Here is a 23701-nt window from a genome sequence, read left to right on the forward strand (position 1 = left end):
GCCAGACGAAGTAGCCCGACGACGTGCCCTACCGGCAGATCTGCCGGTAGGGCACGTCCGGGAAGTGCTCCTGCCAGTCCTTCCGCGTCATCGGCGGGAGCCGGCGGGCGCACATCCGCGCGATCGTCCGCGCGACGTCCACGTCCCACAACCGGATCGTGGTGTCGTTGCTGCCGGACGCCAGGTAGGAACCGTCGGGGCTCAGCGCCACCGTGCCCACGTCCACCGCGTGCCCGGTGAAAGTCGTGATCAGCTTCGGATGCGCCGCGTCGCTGATGTCCCAGTACCGCACCAGGTGGTCGGCGTGCGAGGTCGCCATCCGGTCTCCGTGGAACGCGACGGTGTAGGCGTTGCGCTCGAACCCGGTCAGCCTGCCGATCTCCCGCTGCCCCGTCCCGTCCAGCAACACGATCTCCGTGTCGCCGACGACCACGGCGAGGTAGCGTCCGTCCGCGCTGATCGCGCCGCGTGGCACGCCGCCGTCCGGCAGGTGGAACGGCAGCTCTCGCGGCGCCGTGAGGTCGCCGATGTCGAACATCCTGCTGCGCAGACCCGTGCTGGCCGTCAGGCCCCTGCCGTCCGGGGTGAACGCCACCGACCACACCGTGTTCGGGAAGCCGTCCATGCGGGACAGCCGCACCGGTTGCGCCGGGTTCGTGACGTTCCACAGCGACGCCACCCGGTTGGCACCGACCGCGAGGGTGCGGCCGTCCGGGGAGAACGCGACCGAGGCGACGTTGCCGTCGCCGGTCTCGAACTGGCGCAGCAGCACCGGTTTCCGCACGTCGCGCACGTCGTACAGGCGGACGGCGGCGTCGTCCGAGCCGGTGACGAGCAGCGTGCCGTCCGGGCTGAACTCGACCCAGCGCAGGATGGCGCCCGTGTCGGAAATGATCCGCGCCAACGGTTCGCGGGTGCGCTCCGGTGTCAGCTGCCACAGCCACACCGTGCCGTCCCAGCTGCTGCTCGCGAGGACTTCGCCGTCGCGCCGGAACGTCACCATCGACACGTTGTTCTCGTGCCCGGCGAGCGGCAGGTCGCGCAGTCGCTGCAGCCGCATCGCCTTGGCGCCCTCGGAGATCACGAGCGTGCCGCTGTCCGGGGTGAACTCGGCCGCGTAGACGCCGCCGGGGATCGTGGCGAGCTTGCGCGGGCGCGGCTCGGTGACGTTCCACAGCTGGGTGGTCAGGTTGCCGGTGGCGGCGAACATCGTGCCGTCCGGGGAGAACGCGACCCCCCACACGATCGCGGTGATGTCGGTCAGCACGGCCAGCGACACCGGTGCGGCCGGGTCGCGGACGTCCCACAGGCGGGTCACGTGGTCCCAGCCGCCGGTGCCGATTCTGGTGGAATCCGGGGAGAACGCGATGGACTCGATCAGGTCGGTGTGCCCGGTGAGCGTGCCGCGCTTCACCGGCGTTCCGGTCACGTCCCACAGCGTGACGACCCGGCCGGCGCCGACGGCGACGAGCTTGCCATCCGGACTGATGGTGGCGCGTTTGACGTGCAGCACGTCGGCCCTCAGCTGGGCGATCTCCCGGGGGTGGTCGAGGTCGCTGATGTCCCAGAGCCGCGCGGTGCCGTCGGAGAGCGCGGTGACCACGCGGGTGCCGTCGGAGTTGAACTCCACCGAACCCGTGCCGCCGGGGAGCACGCCGGCCCGGCGGGGCGAGCGCGGATCGCTCACGTCGTACAACGGCACGCTGTTGTCGGCGCTGAACGCGAGCCTGCGTCCGTCCTTGCTCAGGTCGAGGGCGTTGAGCTCGGAGGTGGTGGTGACGCTGCCGAGCTCGCGCGTGTTCGTGGTGTCGGAGATGTCCCAGAGCTTCGCTTTGCCGTCCCAGCTCACCGTCGCCGCCATCTGGCCGGCGACGGCGATCGCGGACACGTCCTTGTCGTGGGCCGCCACCCGCGTGAAGTAGGGCGCGGACTGGGCGCTGAGCACGTTGTCGCGGGTCTCGCCGTCGTCGACGAGATCGCGCGCGGCGAGCCCGAGCTGCAGGGCGAGGGTCGAGTCCTGGCTCTGCAACGCCTTCGCGTCGCTCACGGCCTTGTGCGCGATGGCGAGGTTTCGCTGGTTCGTGGCTTCGCGTTCGGCGCTGATCGCGTAGCCGACCGCCGTCACCGCGAGCACCAGCAGCACGGTCAGCATCGCGACCAGCTGGCGCAGCCGCCGCGTGCGGCGCCGCACGCCCTCCTGCTCGGCCTCCTCGGCTTCCACGCTCGCGTTGAGGAACCGGCGTTCGCGCGTGGACATCGAGTCGTCGTCGCCCGTTGCCCACTCACGGGCCAGTGCGAGCCGCACGCCCCGATAGAGCGCACCTGAGTCGCGGTTCAGCGACTCCCAGGTCGCCGACGCCTCGGTGAGCTGGTGGTGGACGCGCAGGCCGTCGCGGTTCGCGGTCAGCCAGCCGGACAGCCGCGGCCACGACCGGATCACCGCTTCGTGCGTGAGGTCGACACCGGTGTCGTCGAGCGTGATCAGGCGTGCGCGCGCGAGGTGGTCGAGCACGAACAACGTGTCGTCATCGTTGTCGAGAGAGTCGCGGCTGACCCGGCGTTTCGTGTCCTCGGTGCCCTCGCCGAGCGCGGTCAGCCGCAGGAAGATCTTGCGCGCGATGGCCTGTTGACCGGAGTCCAGCGCCAGGTAGGCGGCCTCGGCGCTCTGGGCCAGTGCGTGCCGGACGCCGCCCGTTTCCTCGTAGCCCGCCACGGTCAGACGGGTGCCGCGACGACGACGCCACGTCTCCAGCAGCGCGTGCGAGACCAGCGGCAACGGCGCGTGCTCGGCCTCCAGCACCGACACCAGCGCGCCCTCGACGGTGTAGCCGGCGCGCAACGCCGGTTCGGTGATCGCCCGCCGCAGCTCCTGCGGGCTCATCGCGCCGACCAGGACCTGCGCGTCGTGCAATGCGTCGACCAGCGCGGGGTAGCGGCCGCAGTGGCCGTAGAAGTCGGAGCGGACGCCGATGACGACCTTCTTGCCGACCACCGACGTGATCGCGTCGATGAACGCGACCCGCTCGTCCTCGTCGCGGCAGAGGGTGAAGACCTCCTCGAACTGGTCGATCACCACCAGCTCGGCGGTCACCTCGCTCCACGCGGCCATCGGGTGCGCGCCGGGGGAGAAGACGTCCGCGGGCTGGGCGGCCACGAGTCCGGCCCGCAGCAGCGACGACTTGCCGGAGCCGGAAGCGCCGAAAACGCCCACAAAAGGACGATCGCTCGCTTTCTCCAGCAGTTGTCCGACGAGCTTTTCCCGGCCGAAGAACCGTTCGGCGTCCTCCGCCTGGAACGCGCCGAGCCCGAGGTACGGCGGTTCGCGCTCCGGATCGGCCGGTCTCGCGAGCTCGGCCGCCTCGTGCCATCTTCGCCGCCATTGTTCGACGTCACCGCCGCACGCGTGCACGTACGCGATGGTCACGGCCAGGCTGGGCAGCTTCTTGCCGTTCGCTGCCTCGGAGAGCACCGTCACCGAATAGTGCGCGGCCTTGCTCAGCTCGCGGTAGGTCGGCTTACCTGCTTTCTCACGCAACAATCTCAAGTCCGCGGCGAACCTGAGCAGCTCGTCATCGTCGGAATCCAGCGGGCGCTCGGGTCTCGGCACCCGGCGGATTGTTCTCTTGTTGTTTGTTCGGCGTCCAGTCGGCGGAACCGAACAACGCGTTCGCTCTATGAAGAGCACATGAACGGTGACATTCGCGACCTGCTCGTCGAGACCCGCAAACCCGACAACCCGCCGCCGGACCCGAAGACCTAGCGGCCTGACCGATCGTCGCCGACGGCGCCTCTCTGAGGGTGGGGCGCCGTCCGCGCGCTCAGGACCTACCTAGTGGTCCAGGTCGACGGGCTCGCCCCTGATCGCGCTGACCGCACCGCCGGTCTGCGCGGCGAGCCACACCTCGAACCCCTCCGGATCGCGCGTCAGCACGGTGAAGGTCACGTCCCGGCCGTATTCGGTGTCCGCGACATGGTACCCGGCGGCGCGCAGCGCGTTCTCCAGCTTCCCCGCCTGGTCGTGGTCGGCGGCCAGCAGCAGGGTCTCGTGCCGCTCACGGGTGAGCGTGCCCAGCGCGTCGATGGCCTCCGACACGGCGCGGCCGTAGGCCCGGACCAGCCCGCCGGCGCCGAGCTTGATGCCGCCGTAGTAGCGGGTGACGACGACGGCGGTGTCGACGAGATCGCGGCGCGTCAGCACTTCCAGCATCGGCACCCCGGCCGTGCCGGCGGGTTCCCCGTCGTCGGAGGACCGCTGTGTGTCGCGGGTCCGGAACGCCGTGCAGTTGTGGGTGGCCTGCCAGTGCTCCTTGCGGATCCGCGCGAAGAACTCGGCGGCCTCCTGGTCGGAGGCGACGCGGGCGACGTGGCACAGGAACCGCGACCGCTGGATCTCGATCTCGTGCGTGCCGTCCCGCCTGATCACCTTCACCGGCCGATTGTCCGACGCCGCTCCGCCTCGCCGAACAGGGCGTCCAGCTCAGCAGGCGCGACCTCTTCCAGCTGCTCGAACGTGCACTCCGGGGCCGTCTTGTCCGGCCGGAACCGCACCAGCCGGGCGGTGTGCCGGAACCGCCCGCCCTGCACGTGCTCGTAGCGCACCTCGGCCACCCGCGACGGGTCCAGCAGCACGACCTGGAGCTGCTTCTCGGGGTTCCACCGGCTGTTCATGCCCGGACCCTCGTACGTCGCCCACGCGGCCCACGGGTGGTCGGCGGGGTTCAGCAGCGGCCGCAGCTCCTCGACCAGCTCGCGGCGCCGGACCGCGGTGAAGCTGCTCGCCACGCCCACGTTGTGCAGCTCGCCGTCCTGGTACAGCCCGAGCACCAGCGACCCGACCGTCTCGCCGTCCTTGTGCCACCGGTAGCCGGCGACCACGCAGTCGGCCGTCCGCTCGTGCTTGACCTTCCACATCACGCGCTTGTCCGGCTCGTAGACGCCGTCCAGCGGCTTGACCATCACCCCGTCGAAGCCCGCGCCCTCGAACCGGGTGAACCAGTCCTGCGCCACCTCGGGGTCCGTCGTGGACGGTGTCAGGTAGATGCCGGGGATCTCGGTGACGATCTCCTCCAGCACCTTGCGGCGCTCGCCCAGCGGCAGCCCGATGAGGTCCCGGTCGCCGCACGCCAGCAGGTCGAACGCGACGAACGAAGCAGGCGTCTCCACGGACAGCTTGCGCACGCGGGACGCGGCCGGGTGCAGCCGCAGCTGGAGGGTGTCGAAGCTCAGCCCGTCCGGCGTGACCAGCACGATCTCGCCGTCCACCACGCACCGCGGCGGCAGCGACTCCCGCAGCAGCTCCACCACCTCGGGGAAGTAGCGGGTGAGCGGTTTGTCGTTGCGCGATCCCAGCTCGATCTCGTCGCCGTCGCGGAACACGATGCAGCGGAAGCCGTCCCACTTCGGCTCGTACGCGAGGCCGTCCCCGCGCGGCAGCTCGGGCACTGACTTCGCGAGCATCGGCTTCACCGGCGGCATCACGGGCAGGTCCACACCCGTGACCATAGGCCGTGTCTGGCCCATCCGTTCGATGAGAGTCACGTCTGAGCGGGTTTGTGGCGGTGCCGCCGCGGCTTCCTCATACCGGGCGTATTCGGAAGTCGCGGCGGTGCCGCCACAAACCCCCTCAGGCGCGACTATCGCGGACGAGATGGGCCAGACACGGCCTGCTCAGCGCAGGGCGACCGCGAGCTTTTCCAGCTCCCGCACGTCCGCGTCCAGCCCGTCGTCCTCGGGAACGGCCAGCGCGATCGGCCGCCGCAACGTGACCGCACCCGCCCTGCGCGTCTCCAGCCCGGACCGCAGCCGTTGCGCCAGCGTCAGCTCGTCCGGCGTCTCGGCGACGTACGGGCTGATCCGCACCAGGCCGTCCCGGCACTCGATCACCCGCCGGTAGTAGCGCCGGTGCACCCCTCGCAACGAGAACGCGTCGCGCCGCGACGGCACCCGGTGCAGCGCGTCCTCGGGGAACGACTGGTTGAGCAGCGTCCACAGTGGAGCGAGCTTGTGGTAGGTGCGCAGGTGCCGCAGCCACAGCCGCGTCGCCGAGGTCCGCATCGCGGCGAAGGGGTAGACCACGCCGACGCAGCACAGCACCACGCCGGGCAGCAGGAACCACACGCCGGTGGTCAGCAGCCAGCGGGGGAGCGGCTCGGCGAAGTAGCGCGAGATGTTCGACGCCACGAAGATCGCGTCGGCCGGCACCAGCAGCGCGAAACCGGTCGACGTGATCAGCAGGCCCCGGCGCAGCCGCGGTTCGGCGCCGCGGGCGTACCGGCGGGCCCAGACGAACATCGTCGCGAACCCGTAGAGCAGGTAGCCGTTGGCCAGCGCGTAGAACACCGTGATCGCGAGGACGCCCGTGGGGCCGCCGCCCAGCGAGTTCGGCACCCGTGCCGCCGCCACCCGCAGGTCGTCCGGGATGGTCAGCACGGCCCACGTCATGATCGTGACGCACACGACGAGCGGCGCCAGCTGGAGCAGCGCCTGCCTGCGGGCCGGCGCGTCGTCCAGGGCGGAGAAGATGAAGAAGCAGATCAGGCCGTAGACGCCGATCTGCAGCAGCGTGTGCTGGATCAGCTGGCAGATCATCGGGTCGAGCCCGAGGAACCACCTGCCGTCCGCGGCCGCCCTGCCGAACGGGTGCCCGAGCGCCCAGCCCGCCACCAGGCACGTGACCGACCGCAGGCGCGGGTCGTGCGGGCGCCGCCAGAGCAGGTACAGCATGACCAGCAGCACGGAGAACGCGACCAGGCCCTGGGTCGACTTCAGGTACTCCACTACAGCCACCCCAGCCTGTCCGCGAGCGACTTGGACATGCGGCGGGCCGGTCCCTCGGAGGCCCGCGGCGCGACCTTGTCCAGCACCGACGCCCACTCGAGGATGATCGTCGCGACTGTCTCGGCCTCACGCTCGTGCGCGGTGTCGTAGGAGGTGCGCCGCAGCGCCCGCCGCACCGCGTCCGGCTCGATGTCCGGGTACAGGCCCGCGAGCAGGTCGTCGTCCTGCTCGCCGCTCGTGTGACCGGCCAGCAGGTGCCCGAGTTCGTGCAGGATGATGTGGTTCTGGTGCGCCTTCGACGTCTCCTGCTGGTACAGGATGTAGTCGGCCTTGGAGGTCGCGATCCACACGCCGAACGGGCCCGGCACCGGGATCGGGTGTGCCAGCAGCCGGACAGGTTTGCCCCGCTGCTCACCGACCCGCCGGCACAGCTCCTCGACGTCCAGCGGCGGCTGGATGTCCAGCTCGTTCAGCAGGCGTCGGCACCGCCTGCGCAGTTCTCGTTCGGCCACCGGTCATCCTTCGCCGCGCTCAGCCTGTTCCTGTCGGTAGACGACGTCCAGCAATTCCATGACGAGACGACGGCGGTCCGGCGACAACTCGCCGGCCCGCATCGCCATGAGTTGCGCGTCGCTGCCCGAGGCGATCTCGTTGAGCCTGCTCTGCTCGTCCTTCAACGACTTGAGCTGCTCGTTCACGCGGTCGGTGACCTCGTCGTCGAAGAAGTAGCTCACGGGCACACCGAAGAAGCCTGCCAGGGCCTGCAAGTGCTTGAAAGTCGGGTTGTCCTTCTTGCCCTTGCGCAGCTGCCAGATGTAGCTCTGGGAGATCGTCACGCCGGTGTCGGCGATCGCCCCCGCGACCTGCTCGTTGCTGTACTCCTGGCCGGAGCGCGCGGTGTGACAGGCGAAAAGGTGGTTGAGCTTGTCAGCCAGGGACCGTTCCCCCGCCATTGCCTGCTCCCCCCGTTGCGCGCAGTAGCGTTTCCACCCATGGAAAGGGCTATCTGGGTGACGGGATTTTCGCCAGTTGAAACCCCACCAATGGCCAACATAGACTCCTGGCGAGCCGGTCTCAACCGTGGTGAGGAGGAGCATCGGACATGGCGCTTGCGGAACGACAGGGATCTTTTCATCGGACCGTGGTCGACGTCGTCTACAAGACCATGAACCAGCTGGCGCAGACGGACTCACCGAACGAGGTCTTCGAGCTGCGCGAACAGCTGCGCGCGGCCCTGCCCTGGTGGCGCGGGCTGCTGCGGATGCACGAGCCGAACGAGCGGCATCGGTGCAAGTCGTGCCACACCTGGTACGGGCGGCACCGCGCCTGGCCCTGCCCCGTGTGGCGGGATGCCGTGCAGGCGCTGCACCAGCTCAACGACATGTACGGCTTCCTGGGCGCCACGCCGGGGGCCGAGAGCAGGTTGCCGGAGGAACGGGTGCGGACGGTCGTGAGTGGTCATGGCCGCGCCGACGATCTGTGCCGCGACCACGACCACTCACGCTCTGACTAGCCGATCTAGCCGATCTTGAAGCTCTGCGCCGCCGAGCCGTTGCAGGTCGCCTGCACCAGCTGGGTGCTGTCGGCACTGCCGACCACCGCGAGGCACTTGCCGGAGTGCCGGGCCGTCAGCGTCGAGTAGCCGTCCGCCGCGGTCGTCACCCGCCACTGCTGGTTGTTGCCGCCGCCGTAGGTCCACAGGTGGATGCCCGCTCCGTCCGAAGTGGACACACCGCTGACGTCCAGCACCTTCGACGTGTCGTTGCGGTACTCGATGCGCGAGTAGCCGTCGCTCGTCGCCACCGCGCGGAAGTTCTGCGCAGTGGTCGCGTTGCAGGCGTACTGCTGGATGACGGTGCCGTTGTCGAGACCGGCCGAACGCGCGTCGATGCACTTGCTGTTGCCGCGGTTGACGACGGTCTTCCACTCGGGCTGCGGCTGGGGAGTGCCGCCACCGCCCAGCCACAGCAGACTGTCGATCAGGAAGTTGTTCTGGGTGGGCGAGTCGAACGTGGACGACAACGGCCTGTTGTTCGGGTAGTCCATGGCGTTGTGGCCGAAGTTCGCGTAGACCATCTTGAAGTTCTTGTTCGACCACATGATCGGGTAGTACCCGCTGCGCCACTGCTGGTTCGGGTCGGTGCCGAGCGGGAAGCTCGACGGGTCGACGCTCGCCAGGATCTGGATGTCCGGGTTCGTGCGCAGGTCACGCGACCAGCTGTACCACTCGCTGACCGAGGAGGTGAACCTCTCCGGCAGGCGCAGGGTCGACGGGTGCGTGCGGGTCTCGACCTTCAGCGTCGCGGTGGTCGGGCCCCAGGTGTTGTTGACGAAGTTTCCCTTGCCCAGGAACGTGTTGTGGTACCAGTTCCACTCGCTCGCGTTCTGCGTGAACGCCGAGACGTGGAAGCCGAAGAAGCCGCCGCCGGTCTCCATGTAGCGCTGGAAACCGTTGCGCTGCGCGGCGTTGTGCGGCTGGTCGTCGAGGAACAGCACGACCTGCGCCTGTGCCGGCGTGAGGTTGTTCAGCCTGTCCCAGTTGTTCGTGGCCTCGTAGGTGAAGCCGTTCTGCTGGGCCGCCCTGGTGAGCCACGGGTTCGCCTCGTTGACGAACGCGATGTGGGCGGCGTCCCAGGTTCCGCTGTAGAAGCCGAGGACCTTGAACGGAACGCTCTGGGCCGGTACCGAGACGATGACCGAGAACAGCGCGGTGACGAGCAACGCCAGTAAGACCGAGAGTTTTCGAGCCATGCGGGCACACACCTTCAACTCGCAGGGTTGCGCGCCCGAAGATCATCGTAGAGATGGTCCAGACCTCTTGGGGACCGGGACGTTCACAGAATTCTCTTGCGCCACAGGACGATTCCACCCAGTACGGCCAGCCCGCCCAATGCCGCGACCACGGCTGACATGCCGAAACGTGCGGCGGTGGACGGAGGTTGTTCGGCACTCGACGCAACAGGAACGGGTCGTGGCGTGCTCGACTTCGGCGTCGACGGTGTGGCCGAGGCCGGCGTGGACTGGCTGGTCGGAGCAGGTGGCGCGGCCGGCGCGGCCTGCTGGGGTTGCGTGGGTGTCGCCGGCTTCGGTGCGGCGGCGGGGATCTCGACGTCGGTGCACGAGTAGTACGTGTCAGGTGTGTCGGTGTTCTGCCAGACGGTGTAGATCAGGTGCCGCCCGGTCCTGTTCGCCGGCAGCTGCACCTTGAACTCGTACGCGCCGTTGACCAGCGGGGGAGTGGGGACCGTCAGGAACTGCTCCAGATCCGCCCACCGCGGCGCCCGGCTCGGCGTGTAGCCGGCGCGGGTGACGTAGAAGCGGAACGAGCCCTGGTGCGGGATCGTCGCCCGGTAGGTGAAGTCCGCGCTCTTGAGCTTCGTGGCCGGCCACTCGGCGCTCGCGAGGTCGAGACCCGCGTACTTGGTCAGGCCGGCGCTGCACAACTTGCCGTCGGGGACCTTGGCCGCGTCCCGTCCCTGCACGTTCGGCAGCCGGATGTTGTCCCACTCCTTGGACGGCAACCCCGCCTGAATGGCAGCGCGGCACGGCGAGGATGATGCTGTGGGCTGGCCTGGCGAGCAGAGAAAAGCCCTGCTCGGCGGGTCAGTGGGCGCACCATGGGCGTGCGCGGGAACCGCAGAGAGCAACATGAGCAGCGATAGCACGCCCACAAGGCGAAACACGGGCACCTCCCCTGTCTTTCTAGGGGTACGCGTGCCAGACCCGAGTCGTTCACGGAAGATGTATTGACATGTCCTTCGCTGATGAGGTGTCCGCGGCCGCAGCCCGGCTCGGTGGAGTCGCACGCACGACGCCGCTGGAGGTCAACCAGCGGTTGTCCGAGAGGACCGGCGCGCGCGTGTGGTTCAAGCGCGAGGACCTCCAGGTCGGCCGGTCGTACAAGCTGCGCGGCGCGTTCAACCTGCTCTGCCAGACCGAGTTCGCGTTCGGCGGCGCGGTCTGCGCCTCCGCGGGCAACCACGGCCAGGGCATGGCCTACGCGTGCCGCCGCCTCGGCATCGAGGGCCGCGTGCACGTCCCCCGCACCACCCCGCGCCAGAAACGCGACCGCATCTCCGCCCTGGGCCAGGGCATGGTGCAGCTGGTCGTGGACGGCGACACCTACGACGACGCGGCCGCGCTGGCGAAGGAGTACGCGCTCAACACCGGCGCGACCCTCGTCCCGGCCTTCGACGACCCCCGCACCGTCGCCGGGCAGGGCACCGTCGGCCTGGAGATCGTGCAGCAGCTCGGCGGCGCTCCCGACGTGGTCGTGTGCCCGGTGGGCGGCGGCGGGTTGCTCTCGGGCGTCGGCACGTGGTTCAAGGAGCGCTTCCCGCGCACCAAGATCATCGGCGTGGAGCCGGCCGGTGCGGCGAGCATGATCGCCGCCATCCAGGCGGGCCACCCCGTGACGCTGCCCGAGGTGGACTCGTTCGTCGACGGCGCCGCGGTGCGCCGGGCCGGCGAGGTGACGTTCCCGATGGTGCGCGACAGCGGTGCCGAGCTGCTCACCGTGGCCGAGGGCGCGGTCTGCACCGAGATGCTGGAGCTCTACCAGATCGACGGCATCATCGCGGAGCCCGCGGGCGCGCTCGCGTCGGCGGCGTTGCTGGAGGAGATCTCCGTGGCGCCGGACTCGACGGTCGTGTGCCTGCTGTCGGGCGGCAACAACGACGTCTCGCGGTACGCCGAGGTCGTCGAGCGTTCGATGATCCACCGCGGCCTGAAGCACTACTTCCTGGTGGAGTTCCCGCAGGAGCCGGGCGCGCTGCGGCGGTTCCTCGACGAGGTGCTGGGCAAGGACGACGACATCGTGCTGTTCGAGTACATCAAGCGGGACAACCGGGAGACCGGTGCGGCGCTGGTGTGCATCGAGCTCGGCCGGCGCGAGGACTACGACCTGCTGTGGGGGCGGATGAAGGAGTCCCCGCTGAAGATCCAGCACCTGGCGCCGGGGTCGACGGCCTACCGCTTCCTCATCTGATCGCTCCGGCGGTGCCGACGCGGTGCAGGACCGCGCTGGTCGCGACGTCCAGCACCTCGACCAGGTGGGCCGAGCGCTGCACCGCGACCCACGGCAGCTCGTGGTGAGGAATCACGGGCCCGGCGAAGTCGACGACGGTGCGCCCGTTTTCCGACGTCCTCGCTCGGAGGACGCCGCCTTCGCGGGTCAGCAGCGCCGGCTCGCCCTCGATCTTCGTCAGACCCAGCACGTCCTCGTCCGGCGGGACGGGGATCACCGTGTCGTCCCACTCCGTCCCCCACGTCTTCCACGTGGGTCCGTTTGCGGCGGCGTAGGTGTGGCCAGGCCCCAGCAGCACGTCGGGCGCGCCCCAGTGCTTGGTGTGGAAGGGAAAGGACCCAGGCCGGTGCACCGCTGACGTCGACGCGGTGAGTGAGATCGTGCCGTGGTCCCAGCGCAACCGCCACCAGGTCCCCGCACGGCGGAAGTAGGTGCTGAACTGCCACGGCTCGTCCATGTCGAGGTACAGCGGGGAAAGGTCCCGCTCGGCCTCGTCCGCGACGCTGAAGTCGATCGGTACGTGCAGCCTGCGCAGACCGTCGGCCGGGTAGCCCTCGGCGTGGACCACCAGCTCGCCGTCGGCCTCGATCAACGCGATCAGCGACTCGGTGGACGTCTCGGCCACGTGGGTCGCGGCGAGCACGGGGCCCGGCAGCCGGAACGTGGTCGTCGCGAGGCCGCACCGCCACAGCACGAGCTCGCGCGGCCCGGCCCCGCGCGCGAGCATCGAGGGACCCGAGCTGGGGAAGACCGGGAACCGCAGCTGTGTCCCCAGCGCCCCGGATTCCAGCAGCCGCCGACACTCCACTTCGGATGGTGGCCGGACCTTGACACTCTTCCCGTTGATCGCCACGCGCACGATCCGGTCGCCGCTCTCGGCCAGGGTCACCGTGCGCTCGCCGGACTGCTCTTGTCCGTTGGCGAACGTGAACCCGCGAGCGGGCTCGGTCCGGGAGATGAACCACTCGGACTGGCCCCCGTTCCAGTCGCAGGCGGTGATCGGGAGAACCTGGACGCTCTTGGCGTTGCGCTCGAGCGCGACGATCACCGCCAGCCGCACCAGGTCCAGGCGGGCGGAGGAGTCCGGCAGGTCGTCGAGCAGCACCGTGATCCGCCCGCGGTGCCGCGGCACCTTCCAGGCGATCTTGTTCACCATCGCGCGGAACTTCTTGCCCAGATCCACCCCGGCGAGCACGGGCAGGTTTGTCGTCATCGTCGTCCCCCAGACATCGTCGGGGACGATCTTCTCAGGCAGAGGCGTGCCGGGCACTCCCTGATCGAAGTGCCCGGCACGTGGTGAGGGGTTACGGCTTCGGAGGAGGGCAGGTCTTCCACGCGAAGTGGTAGGTCGTCTCGATCGACCCGTCCGTCGAGTCCATCGCGATGAAGCTGGTGACCTTCTTCGGGTCCGAGGTGCCTGCGGCGACCCGCAGCTCGGTGTTGATGTTGAAGTTTCTCTTCTCGCCGCACGGGTGGTAGACGATCGCGGCCACGTCGGTCGTGTCGGTCGCCTGCCAGTCGTCGCTGAACGGGCCCCGGTAGTTGTGCTGCCGGTACTCCGTCTGCGACATGCCCTGGAAGTAGTAGTTGGCCCGCTCCAGGGCGGTGGCGCCGCCCTCGAGGTGCGCGAAGCCGCGGTAGTCGGTGGACGCGATGCCGTAGGTGAAACCGGACGGCACGTTGACACGCAGGTTGAGCTGGCAGTTCTTGCGGAAGTCGGTCGGCAGCGCCTGCGGCCCGACCTGCGCCATGAACTCGCTGTAGGTGACGGTGAAGGCCTTGTTGTCGGGCGAGACCGCGACCGCGGCCGTTCCCGCCCGGCAGCCAGAGCCGTTGATCGTCACGACGTCGATGGTGATGTTGTCCGGCGGAGGCGTGGTGCCGGGTGCGCCTCCAGGCGGGATGATGATGGTCGACATCGCGAACGCGGCCGCGGCCACTGTGTTGAGCATGGGGCACCTTTCCGACGAGGGTTCAACAAAGAACGGGCGGCGGTATTGGTGCCTGGGTCAGCAGCGCTTCCAGGAGAACTGGTACTTGGTGCTGACGCTGCTGTCCGTGGAATCCATCGTCATGAAGCTGTTGGCCTTCGACGCGGTTCCCGCGTTCACACGCAGCTCGGTGTTGATGTTCAGATGGCGGATTTCGCCGCACGGTGCGTAGATGATTTCCGACACGGTCGCGCGGTCGGTCGCCTGCCAGTTGTCGCTCTTCGGTCCGTAGAAGTCGTGGATGCGGGTCGCGCTTTGCGACATGCCCTGGAAGTAGTAGTTCCCTCTTTCGGTCCCTGTCGCACCCTGCTGCAGGTGGGCGAAGCCGCGGTAGTCCGCCTGGGCGATGCCGAACGTGAAGCCCTGCGGGTAGGTCACCCTGATGTTGAGCTGGCAGTTCTTGCGGAAGTCGGTGGGACCCGAGCCCTGCCCTGCCTGGGCGAGGTACTGGCTGTAGGTGACCGTGAACGCCGTGCGGTCGTCCGCGGCCGCGACCGCGGCGGTGCCGGCGGGACAGCCGGATCCGTTCACGGTGACCACGTCGATCGTCACGAAATCGGGAACGTCGGGAACAGCTTGCGCGGCAGGCGCGGTGACCACCGCGGACAGCGCGAGGGCAGCAGCCAGCACCGTTTTCAGCATGGCCAGCCTTTCTTTCCAAAGTGTGGTACCGGCGGCGGAAATCAGACGATATCGGAAACCCTGTGTTGCGAAGGGCCGCCGAACGGGTGACTGAATTGCTCGGTAATACTTGTAGGAAAGCAGGACGAATTGCACGCCCGAAAATTTTCGGTCGTGCGCGAACTATGCTCACCCACGGTGTGGAGAATGAACCTGACGATTGCCTGACGATCGCCGCCGGCTGGTCTGATCGGGTGACGCGGGGCTGACAGGCAACAAAGTTTCCAGTAGGACCTTGTATGTCCGCCGCCCCGGACAAAAGGGACCACATGCAGAAGACAGGGCGCACTCTCACCATCTCCGCGGCGTTGCTCGCGGGCCTCCTCGTGCCGGGTGCGGCATCGGAGGCGCAGGCAGGCTGGGCGCATCAGCGCAAGATCACCATCGACACCACCGCGGCCGGCGCGAACGTCGCCGGCGACGTGAAGGGCTTCCCGCTACCGGTGAAGCTCGACGCGACCAACTTCGACTTCGGCCAGGCCAAGCCGGACGGCGCCGACATCCGGTTCGCCGACGCGGCGGGCACCCCGTTGCCCTACGAGATCGAGAAGTGGGACGCGGGCGCGAAAAAGGCGGCGATCTGGGTCCGCACCGACGTCAAGGGCAACGCCAAGCAGGACATCACCTTCAGGTGGGGCAACCCGGAGGCGAAGCAGGAGAGCGACGGCACCAAGGTCTTCCCGAAGACCGACGGCTGGCTCACCGCCCACCACCTCGGCGAGAAGGGCGCGGCGAAGGGCTACCGCGACTCCGCCGGCAACCTCGACGGCAAGGGCGTCAACATCACCGGCGACGCGACCGGCACCGGCGTGGTCGGCAGCGCGCTCTCGTTGAACAGGGCCAGGAGCGAGTACGTGCTGCTGCCCGGCAGTGAGTCCTCGTCGCTGTTCAACCCGTTGCCGTCGAAGGGAACCTTCTCGATCTGGTCGAACGCGAAGACGCACCCGGCCGCGTACATCGCGATGTTCTCGAAGGGGGAGACGGGCTTCCGGATCCACTACTTCGGCGAGGGCGACCAGACCGAGCCGTGCATCGACGTCGCGAACTACGACTGGTGCCCGCTGCCCTCGGGTGCCTACACCAAGGTCAAGAACAACACCTGGTACCACTTCGTCTTCGTCATCGACAAGCCGAACGCCTACTACTACATCAACGGCAAGCTCGAAGTCGGCAAGACCGACACCAACGCCTGGAAGGCCACCGGCGCCGAGCCGGTGACCATCGGCAACAACGAGAAGGTGCCCGGCGGCAACAGCCGCAAGCGGTCGTTCGACGGCCTGCTCGACGAGGCCCGCGTCCTGTCCGTGCCGAAGGACAAGCACTGGGCGAGGCTCGACTTCGAGTCCCAGAAACCGGGTTCGAAGCTGCTCAAGTGATCTGAGCCGCACCCTGGGATGAAGCACTCCTCATCGAGCGTTGATACTCATGACCTCGACCGACCTCGATGAGGAGTGCCCCTGATGGCTCCCGACCAGCTGACCGTCTACTCGACCGCGTGGTGCGGCTACTGCCGGATCCTCAAGACCCAGCTCGACCGCGAGGGCATCGAGTACGTCGAAATCAACATCGAGGAGACGCCCGGCGCGGCCGACTTCGTGATGAGCGTGAACGGCGGCAACCGCACGGTGCCGACCGTCCACTTCCCGAACGGCAAGGCGCTCACCAACCCGTCGCTGGGCCAGGTGAAAGAGCAGCTCGCCGCCTAGAACTCGTACAGGGACGCTGTGGTCGACTGACCGTCGAGCGTCTCCCGGATGATGTCCGCGTGGCCCGCGTGCTGCGCGGTCTCCCGGATCAGGTGCAGCACGATCCGCCGGATCGACATGGGTTGCGGGTCCGGGTCCCACGGCGCCTGCGGCAGCGGCACGAGTTTGTCCAGCGAAGCGGTGCGTACGGCCTCATCGGTCGCACGCACCGCTTCGTCATAGGACGCGAGCAACGCGTCGAAGTCGTCGCCCGTCCACACGTACTGGCCGCCGTCGAGCATGCCTTCCGGCGTGCCGGGTTGTTCGGTGAGGATGTGGGTCCAGCCGCGCTCACACCAGGTGAGGTGCTTGAGCAACCCACCCAGCGTGAGCTCGCTGACGGTCGTGCGCTTCACCGCTTCGGTGGCGGTGAGACCCCGCACGGTGATGCGGAAAGTGCGGCGCTGATCGTTCAGCTCGTGCAGCAGTTCGTTGAGCTCCATGGTCATGGATTGAAGCTATGCCCGAACTAGGACCGCTCGAGTCCTAGTGAGGCTCGAGTGCTAGCAGGTGAGGTTTCCGCCGGGCGAGACCCCGAGGATGCCGGTGAACTGCTGGTACTTCGCGACGCGGTTCTGCACCTGGCCGGGGCCGCCGCCGTTGCACTCGATGCTGCCGTTGATGCTGCGGATGGTCTCACCGAAACCGCGCTGGTTGACCATGGCGTTGTGCGGGGTCATGGTGCCGGGCCCGGTCTGCGTGTTCCAGTACCAGAGCGCCGCCTTCCACGAGATGGCCGCGTCGGTCGCGACGAGGTCGGGACTGCCCAGCAGGTTGATGCCGAGGTAGTCGCCCGCCGCCTTGTAGTTGAAGTTCCACGACAGCTGGATCGGGCCGCGGCCGTAGTAGTTCCGGTCGCCGGCGGGGCAGCCGTACGGCCGGTTCTCGTCGCAGTAGTCGCCGCTCTGGTTGATCTCCCGGATGTACACGAGGCCACCGGTCTCGTGCGAGGCGTTCGCGAGGAACGCCGCGGCTTCCTGCCTCTGGATGGTGTCGCCGCCCGTCTTCGCGAAGGCGGGGAACGAGCTCATCGCGGTGACGAGACCGCTGTAGGTGTAGAAGCTGTTGCGGGACGGGAACATCTGGTTGAACTGGGCTTCGCTGACGACGAAGTCGCCGCCGCCGCCACCTCCGCCACCCCCGCCGTTGCAGTTGTACGGTTCCCAGTACCAGGTGGAAACCGTCGGGCTGTAGCCGGGATTGTCGTGCTCGGCGATGTAGAAGTTGCCTTCGAACTTGACGATGTTGCCAGTGACGTACCACTGACCTTGGACCCAGTCGGTGTACGTGCAGGTGCCGCCGCCGCCACCTCCACCACCGTCACAGCTGGTCGGCTCCCAGTACCAGGTGGAAACCGTGGGGCTGTAACCGGGATTGTCGTGTTCGGCGATGTAGTAGGCGCCTTCGAACTTCACGATGGAACCGGTCGTGTACCACTGCCCTTGCACCCAGTTGGTGTAGGAGCATGCCTGCGCGGACACCTCTGCCTGCGAGGTCGCGGTGGGCGCGATGACAGCTAATGCCGCCGCCATCACGCCTGCCGCGAGAGCCGCCATGATGCGTTTTCTCAGCAAGGTCACCCACTCCTAGGTCTGCGCGCCCGAGGAATCACGGATGTGAACAACGCTGAGATTGGCACCAATGGTCCAGACCAGTCAAGGGTCTAGACCACCTTGATCAGCAATACAAATTGCTGCCCTGTGCGACACCGATGATCCCGGTGAACGACTGGTACTTCGACACGCGGCTCTGCACCTGGCCGGGGTTGCGGCCGTCGCACTCCAGTGATCCGTTGATGCTGCGGATCGTCTGGCCGAAGCCGCGCGAGTTGACCATGGCGTTGTGCGGGGTCATGGTGCCAGGCCCGTTCTGCGTCATCCAGTACCAGATCGCGGTCCGCCACGAGATGGTCGCGTCGGTGGCCACTCGGTCCGGGTTGACCAGCAGGTTGACGCCGAGGTAGTCGCCGGCCGCCTTGTAGTTGAAGTTCCACGACAACTGGATCGGGCCGCGGCCGAAGTACTTGTTGCCGGCGGGGCAGCCGTAGGGCCGGGTCTCGTCGCAGTAGTCGCCGTTCTGGTTGATCTCGCGGATGTAGTAGAGACCACCGGTCTCGTGGGAGACGTTCGCGAGGAACGCCGCGAGTTCCTGCTTCTTGACGGTGTCACTGCCCTGGTTCGCGAACGAACCGAACGTGGCCATCGCGGATTTCAGGCCGCTGTAGGTGTAGAAGCTGTTGCGGGACGGGAACATCCGGTTGAACTGCGCTTCGGTGACGATGAACGGCGCCGCCGTCGCCGGCTGAACGAGTGTGAAGACACCGATCAGCGCGACGATCAGGGCGGCGGCGCGTGTTCCGATCATGGGGACCAACTCCTCAGAGCTTCGCGCGCCCACTGTGTGTTACCGCTCTCACGGTGGCAGGCGTGGCGCTCCGAGCACAAGAGGTGGTCTATACCTTTTATGGATGTGAACTGATCAGCACGTCAGGTTGCCGCCCGCGGCGACGCTGAAGACGCCGGCTGGGCGCGTCTAGGCCATTAGGAGCCGGAGCCGTAGGGCCGGGTGATGATCTCCAGGGCGTGGCCGTCCGGGTCGTTCCAGTAGACGCCGCGCCCGCCGTCGTTGTGGTTGATCTCCCCAGGCCTGCTGTGGAACGGGTCGGCCCAGTACTCGAGGCCGCGTTCCTGGATGCGGCCGAAGATCTGGTCGAACTCGTCCTCGGCCACCAGGAACGCGTAGTGCTGGCTCGTGATCGGGCCCTGGCTGGTCAGGTAGTCGAGCGAGACGCCGTTCGCGACCTCGACGACGAGGAACGGGCCGAAGCGGGCGGGTGCGGGCAGGCCGAGGATCTCGGTCGCGAACCGCGCCGAGCGTTCCTGGTCGGATGAATGAACGATGGTGTGGTTGAGCTGTACGGGCATGACACCTGCTTACTCCAGGTGCCATGCCCTTGTCCTGTTGTCAGCCGCGAATCGAGAACACCGGCCACGTGCCCGTGTGGTTGGTCTTGCGGGTCTCGTAGTCGATCGTGTTGGCCACCAGGTCGCTCGGCCGGTTCTCCACGAAGTTCGCGTAGAACGTCGTGTCGGCACCGGCCGTGTACGGCACGGTCAGGTCGTGCTTCGGCGTCGCCGTACCGTTGCCCGGCTGCCAGGACTTCACGAGGAGCCGCCTGCGGTCCGCGCTGGCGTAGGAGAAGTCCACGCCGTTGCCGGTCGCGACGAGGTCCTTGAACAGCGACGTCGAGGTGTCGACGGTCGTGGAGGTCCAGGTGTTGTTCGCGAACCGCGCGAGCACGATCCTGGCGCTCGTCCTGGTGTGCACGCCGTACCCCAGCACGAGCGAGCCGTCGCTCAGCGGCACGGTGACCGGGTTCTCCTCCGGAAGTGCTTTGCCCGCGGGTAGATCCGTCGGGCTCGTCGTCACGACCCGCGTCTTGTCGACGTCGGCCGGGTCGATGACGTTGCCGAGCGTGGCGCCACCGGCCGTGGCCAGGGTGCCGCTCGCCGTGTCGAAGTACGCGACGTAGATGTTCTTGCCGCCGCCGTTGTGTCCCAGGGGTCCGCCGTGCATCGACCAGGTCAGGTAGATGCGGCCGCTGCGCTGCGTCACGCCGAACGCGTACACCTCGGCGTACCTGTCGGCCGTGCGGCCGGAGTCGATGATCATCCTCGGGGCCGACCACGTCGCGCCGTTGTCGGTCGACTTGATCATCTTGAACGTGCGGTACGGGTACGACAGGTCCGTGTTGTGGCTGTAGAACAGGTGAATCGTGTTCCCGGTGACGACCGGCTCGGGGTAGGTGTTCTTGTCGGTGCTGATCGTGCGCGCGGTCCACGTGCCGGTGATCGAGCGCGGCGTCGGCGCGGTGTAGAGCTGCATCGACGTCGTGTGCGTGGCCCGGAAGATCGCGAGCCTGCCGTCGCCGAGCTGCGTGAGCACCGGGTAGTCGTGGTAGGCGTTGTCGTGCGTCAGGTTCAGCGTGGCGGCCTTGACCGCCGCGGACCACGTGTTCGTCGCGTGGTCGAACGCTTTGACGTAGATGTCGTGCCTGGTGCCCGAGTACGTCACGAACGTCTTGTTGACCGTCGCGTCGTAGACGCCGGCGCCGTTGGTGCGCAAACAGCCGTACACACTCGTCGTCGTGACGGTGTCGAGGGTGGCTGCGGCGTGAGCCGGTTGACAAAATGCGACAAGAATCAGCAACGCCGCGGCTAATGCGCGCATCGCCGACCTCCATGGGTGTCGGGGCGGCGACGTTCCGACAATACTGCCTCCCATGCGGACACTGGTTGTAGCCGGGCTGTTACTGGGATTAACAGTCCCCGCTCAAGCGGCACAGGCGGATGAGGACCCCTCATCGTTGGTGAATCCCTTCGTGGGCACCCAGAACTTCGGCAACACCTTCCCCGGCGCCTCGGTGCCGTTCGGGATGGTGCAGGTCAGCCCTGATACAGGAGGACAGGGCGGGTACGACTACAAGGCCAATTCCATCTACGGCTTCTCGCAGACGCACCTGTCCGGCGTCGGGTGCGGCGTCATGGGCGAGCTGCCCGTCATGCCCACAGTCGGGTCTGTTGACAACGTTGACATCAACGCTTACAAGTCTCAGTTCAGCCATTCGGACGAAACGGCTCAGCCCGGCTACTACCGCGTCGGGCTGTCGCGCTACGGCGTGAATGCCGAGCTCACGGCCACTCAGCGGACCGGGTGGCAGAGATATACGTTCCCCGCTTCGGCCGCGGCCAACGTCCTGTTCAACACCGGGCGCTCGAACCAGACGGTGCTCGACTCGGAGATCCACGTCGTCGGCGACCGCACCATCGAGGGGCGCGTGCGCAACGGGCGGTTCTGCGCGGGCAAGGACGAGCACACCGTCTACTTCACGGCCACGTTCGACCGGCCGTTCTCGGCGTTCGGGTCGTGGCGTGGGAACGTTCCCACCGCGGGTTCCCGTGACGCGGCCGGCACCGGTGGCAACGGCGCGTGGGTCACGTTCGACGCAACGGCCGACCGCGACGTGGTGGTGAAGCTCGGCCTGTCCTACACCGGGCTGGAAGGCGCTCGGAAGAACCTCGCGGCGGAGGCTCCTTCCCACGACTTCGACGGCGTGGTGGCCGGGGCGAAGGAGACGTGGCGCAAGCAACTCGACGCCGTCCGGGTGTCCGGTGGGCCGCGTGACCGGCAGGTGGCGTTCTACACGGCGCTGTACCACTCGGTGTTGCACCCGAACCTGGCCGGTGACGTCGACGGCAAGTACATGGGCTTCGACGGCAAGGTGCGCACGGCCTCGGGTTACACGCCGTACCAGAACTTCTCCTTGTGGGACACGTACCGGCCGCAGAACCAGCTGCTGCAGATACTGGAACCCAAGGTGGCCCGTGACGTCGCACTGTCCGTCGTGGCCAGTGGGCGGGACGGGGGATGGTTGCCGCGCTGGGCGTTGGCCTCCTCTGAGACCAACATCATGACCGGTGACCCGGTGACGCCGTTCCTGGTCGAGGCCTGGTCGAAGGGCCTGCTGAAGGGGTACGAGGAGGAGACGTACAAGCTGTTGCGCGCCAACGCCTTGTCGTTGCCACCCGCGGAATCGCCGTACAACGGGCGGACCGCGGTCACGTACTACTCGGATCGCGGCTACATCCCGTCCGGGCTGAAGGTCGGCACGGACTGCGCGCACAAGGGCGGCGACAACGACTGCATGCACCCGGCCTCGGCGACCTTGGAGTACTCGGCGGCGGACGCGTCATTGGCGCTGATGGCCCGCGGTCTCGGCAAGGGGCCCGACGCACGGATGTTCGCCGACCGCGGCCAGTGGTACCGCAACCTGTGGGACGCGTCGACCGGCCACTTCCGGCCGCGCACCACCGCCGGTACCTGGCTGACGCCGTACAACCCGGTCGACGCCTCGCACCAGTTCCACGAGGGCGGCGCGTACCAGTACCAGTGGCTCGTCCCGCAGGACCCGGCCGGACTGGTGTCGCTGATGGGCGGCAGGCGCACCACGGAGAAGCGCCTCGACTCGTTCTTCGCCTACGACAAGCTCCTGGTCGACCCGGCCGGCACCGCACGGCACGACTGGATCACCGAGCCGTACGACTACTACGGCAAGCCGACCTACAACCCCAACAACGAACCGGACCTGCTCGCGCCGTACATGTACCTGTGGACGGGCACGCCGTCGAAGACCGCGACGGTCGTGCGTGCGGCGATGACGTTGTTCACCACGGGCCCGGACGGCATGACCGGCAACGACGACCTGGGCACGATGTCGGCCTGGTACGTGTTCTCGTCGCTGGGCATCTACCCGACGTTCAACGGGGCGGACTTCCTCGCCCTGTCGTCACCGCAGTTCCCGTCCGCGACCGTCCGAATCGGACAGTACGGCACGCAGGGCGGCACCCTCACGGTGACGGCGCCCGGAGTCTCGGACAGCAACCGTTACGTGCAGAGCATTTCGTTCGGCGGCCGTGACGTCAGCAAGACCTACCTGAACTGGTCCTCGTTGCAGCGCGGCGGAAAGCTGGCCCACACGGTGTCCTCCAAGCCGTCGTCGTGGGGCACCGGCCGCAGCGACGAGCCGCCGTCGCTCAACGACGGCAACGTCGACTCGCGGCGGGCGCTGTCCGCGTCGCTGCGCAACTCCGAGATCGTCATGCCGACCTCGGACACCGCGCAGTCGCTGACGCTGCAGCTGGACGTCCTCGCGCAGACGCCGAGCGCGACGACCGTGCGGCCGGAGGTCTCCGTGCCGGCCGGGTGGAAGGTGAGCGGCGCCAAACCGTTCGTCATCGTGTCCCGGCATCAGCCGACGCAGAAGACCGTGCCGCTGACGGTCTCGGTGCCGGCGGGTGTGGCCGCGGGCTCGTACGACGTCCTGGTACGAATCGACTCCGTCCTGGTGAAGGCCGTGATCGAGGTCAAACCGGCGGCGCTGTGCGCCTTCTCGTCGTGCTCGGTGGACGTGACCTCCGAACGCAACCACGACGGCACGGCCACCGTCGCCGCTTCGGCCGAGGGCAACTTCGACGGCGGCGGCTGGAGCTACGACGCCGCCCTGCTGCCCGCCGCCGGACCGGTGACGTGGGGCGGGATCACCTACCAGGCGCCGGATCCCTCGGGTACGGCCGCGAACTTCGTCGAGGCTCGCGGGCAGGGACTCCTGTTGCCCACGGGGCAGTTCTCGTGGCTGCACGTCGTGGGGGCCTCGCACAACGGGCCGGTCTCGGCCGCGTTCACCGTCTGGTACACCGACGGCACCTCGGCCGAGATCGCCGCATCGGTGCCGGACTGGGCCGGTGGCGGTCTGCCGGTGCTGGAGATGCCGCACCGGATCAAGGCGGGGCAGGGTGTCGACGGGCCGCCCGTCCGGTTGTTCGGGCAGTCGTTGAAGCTTGATCCGGCCAAGACTGTTCGGTCGGTGACGCTGCCGAATGATCCGCGGGTGGAGCTGTACGCGTTGACCCTCGCCTGATCAA

At 68.0% G+C, this 23701-nt stretch carries 21 protein-coding genes; 5 read left to right on the forward strand and 16 right to left on the reverse strand.

The genetic code is table 11. The features are described 5' to 3' along the window. Positions 1–28 precede the first annotated feature (28 nt). From ACIA8G_RS28395 to ACIA8G_RS28420, 6 genes are all read right to left on the reverse strand, one after another. Positions 29–3607, reverse strand: coding sequence for a hypothetical protein (locus ACIA8G_RS28395; RefSeq protein ID WP_396421724.1), 3579 nt, complete (start codon positions 3605–3607; stop codon positions 29–31). Between the two features lie 222 nt (positions 3608–3829). Beyond that, a complete protein-coding gene (locus ACIA8G_RS28400; protein WP_396421725.1) occupies positions 3830–4429 on the reverse strand; it encodes a YigZ family protein in 600 nt (199 codons plus the stop codon). Next, positions 4426–5490, reverse strand: coding sequence for an ATP-dependent DNA ligase (locus ACIA8G_RS28405; protein WP_396421726.1), 1065 nt, complete (start codon positions 5488–5490; stop codon positions 4426–4428). Before ACIA8G_RS28405 ends, ACIA8G_RS28400 begins: the two co-directional genes overlap by 4 nt. A gap of 177 nt (positions 5491–5667) precedes the next feature. Continuing rightward, positions 5668–6777, reverse strand: coding sequence for an MAB_1171c family putative transporter (locus ACIA8G_RS28410; RefSeq protein ID WP_396421727.1), 1110 nt, complete (start codon positions 6775–6777; stop codon positions 5668–5670). Beyond that, positions 6777–7289: a hypothetical protein gene (locus ACIA8G_RS28415; protein WP_396421728.1), complete on the reverse strand. Its 513-nt coding sequence runs from the start codon at positions 7287–7289 to the stop codon at positions 6777–6779. Before ACIA8G_RS28415 ends, ACIA8G_RS28410 begins: the two co-directional genes overlap by 1 nt. Positions 7290–7292: 3 nt before the next feature. Next, positions 7293–7730 (reverse strand): helix-turn-helix domain-containing protein, encoded by a 438-nt coding sequence (locus tag ACIA8G_RS28420; protein WP_396421729.1) that lies wholly within the window; start codon positions 7728–7730, stop codon positions 7293–7295. 149 nt (positions 7731–7879) lie between these two features. On the opposite strand from ACIA8G_RS28420, the gene ACIA8G_RS28425 reads away from it, so the two are divergent. Continuing rightward, the gene (locus tag ACIA8G_RS28425) at positions 7880–8290 is read left to right on the forward strand and encodes a hypothetical protein (RefSeq protein ID WP_396421731.1); all 411 of its coding nucleotides are present in this window, start codon (positions 7880–7882) and stop codon (positions 8288–8290) included. A 5-nt stretch (positions 8291–8295) separates the two neighbouring features. Here the strand turns inward: ACIA8G_RS28425 and ACIA8G_RS28430 are convergent, their stop codons facing one another. Both ACIA8G_RS28430 and ACIA8G_RS28435 read right to left on the reverse strand, forming a co-directional pair. Next, complete coding sequence (locus tag ACIA8G_RS28430) at positions 8296–9528, reverse strand: ThuA domain-containing protein (protein WP_396421732.1); 1233 nt, start codon at positions 9526–9528, stop codon at positions 8296–8298. 83 nt (positions 9529–9611) lie between these two features. Next, the gene (locus tag ACIA8G_RS28435) at positions 9612–10427 is read right to left on the reverse strand and encodes a lytic polysaccharide monooxygenase (protein ID WP_396421733.1); all 816 of its coding nucleotides are present in this window, start codon (positions 10425–10427) and stop codon (positions 9612–9614) included. A gap of 101 nt (positions 10428–10528) precedes the next feature. On the opposite strand from ACIA8G_RS28435, the gene ilvA reads away from it, so the two are divergent. Then, on the forward strand, positions 10529–11764 hold the full coding sequence (ilvA, locus tag ACIA8G_RS28440; RefSeq protein WP_396421734.1) for a threonine ammonia-lyase IlvA: 1236 nt from the start codon (positions 10529–10531) through the stop codon (positions 11762–11764). Here the strand turns inward: ilvA and ACIA8G_RS28445 are convergent. The 3 genes from ACIA8G_RS28445 to ACIA8G_RS28455 all read right to left on the reverse strand — a co-directional run bounded on the left by ACIA8G_RS28445 (position 11757) and on the right by ACIA8G_RS28455 (position 14436). After that, the gene (locus tag ACIA8G_RS28445) at positions 11757–13016 is read right to left on the reverse strand and encodes a hypothetical protein (RefSeq protein WP_396421735.1); all 1260 of its coding nucleotides are present in this window, start codon (positions 13014–13016) and stop codon (positions 11757–11759) included. The genes ilvA and ACIA8G_RS28445 overlap by 8 nt on opposite strands. Positions 13017–13107: 91 nt before the next feature. Then, on the reverse strand, positions 13108–13755 hold the full coding sequence (locus ACIA8G_RS28450) for a DUF4360 domain-containing protein (RefSeq protein WP_396421736.1): 648 nt from the start codon (positions 13753–13755) through the stop codon (positions 13108–13110). A 57-nt stretch (positions 13756–13812) separates the two neighbouring features. Next, positions 13813–14436, reverse strand: a complete 624-nt coding sequence (locus tag ACIA8G_RS28455) for a DUF4360 domain-containing protein (protein ID WP_396421771.1) — start codon at positions 14434–14436, stop codon at positions 13813–13815. Between the two features lie 308 nt (positions 14437–14744). Between ACIA8G_RS28455 and ACIA8G_RS28460 the strand changes: the two genes are divergently transcribed. Beyond that, complete coding sequence (locus ACIA8G_RS28460) at positions 14745–15851, forward strand: DUF2341 domain-containing protein (RefSeq protein WP_396421737.1); 1107 nt, start codon at positions 14745–14747, stop codon at positions 15849–15851. 84 nt (positions 15852–15935) lie between these two features. Next, positions 15936–16181: a mycoredoxin gene (locus ACIA8G_RS28465; protein WP_396421738.1), complete on the forward strand. Its 246-nt coding sequence runs from the start codon at positions 15936–15938 to the stop codon at positions 16179–16181. Here ACIA8G_RS28465 and ACIA8G_RS28470 read toward each other — a convergent pair. The 5 genes from ACIA8G_RS28470 to ACIA8G_RS28490 form a co-directional block, all read right to left on the reverse strand. Then, a complete protein-coding gene (locus ACIA8G_RS28470; protein ID WP_396421739.1) occupies positions 16178–16669 on the reverse strand; it encodes a DinB family protein in 492 nt (163 codons plus the stop codon). The genes ACIA8G_RS28465 and ACIA8G_RS28470 overlap by 4 nt on opposite strands. 54 nt (positions 16670–16723) lie before the next feature. Further along, complete coding sequence (locus ACIA8G_RS28475; RefSeq protein WP_396421772.1) at positions 16724–17794, reverse strand: chitinase; 1071 nt, start codon at positions 17792–17794, stop codon at positions 16724–16726. A 103-nt stretch (positions 17795–17897) separates the two neighbouring features. Next, positions 17898–18584, reverse strand: coding sequence for a chitinase (locus ACIA8G_RS28480; protein WP_396421740.1), 687 nt, complete (start codon positions 18582–18584; stop codon positions 17898–17900). Between the two features lie 176 nt (positions 18585–18760). Then, positions 18761–19144 (reverse strand): VOC family protein, encoded by a 384-nt coding sequence (locus ACIA8G_RS28485; RefSeq protein WP_396421741.1) that lies wholly within the window; start codon positions 19142–19144, stop codon positions 18761–18763. A gap of 40 nt (positions 19145–19184) precedes the next feature. Next, the gene (locus ACIA8G_RS28490) at positions 19185–20450 is read right to left on the reverse strand and encodes a BNR-4 repeat-containing protein (RefSeq protein WP_396421742.1); all 1266 of its coding nucleotides are present in this window, start codon (positions 20448–20450) and stop codon (positions 19185–19187) included. Positions 20451–20502: 52 nt separating this feature from the next. Between ACIA8G_RS28490 and ACIA8G_RS28495 the strand changes: the two genes are divergently transcribed. Further along, entirely contained in the window at positions 20503–23697 is a 3195-nt protein-coding gene (locus ACIA8G_RS28495) for a GH92 family glycosyl hydrolase (RefSeq protein WP_396421743.1), read from the forward strand. Positions 23698–23701 lie beyond the last annotated feature (4 nt).

The organism is Lentzea sp. NPDC051213 (assembly GCF_044455585.1).
Classification (GTDB): domain Bacteria; phylum Actinomycetota; class Actinomycetes; order Mycobacteriales; family Pseudonocardiaceae; genus Lentzea.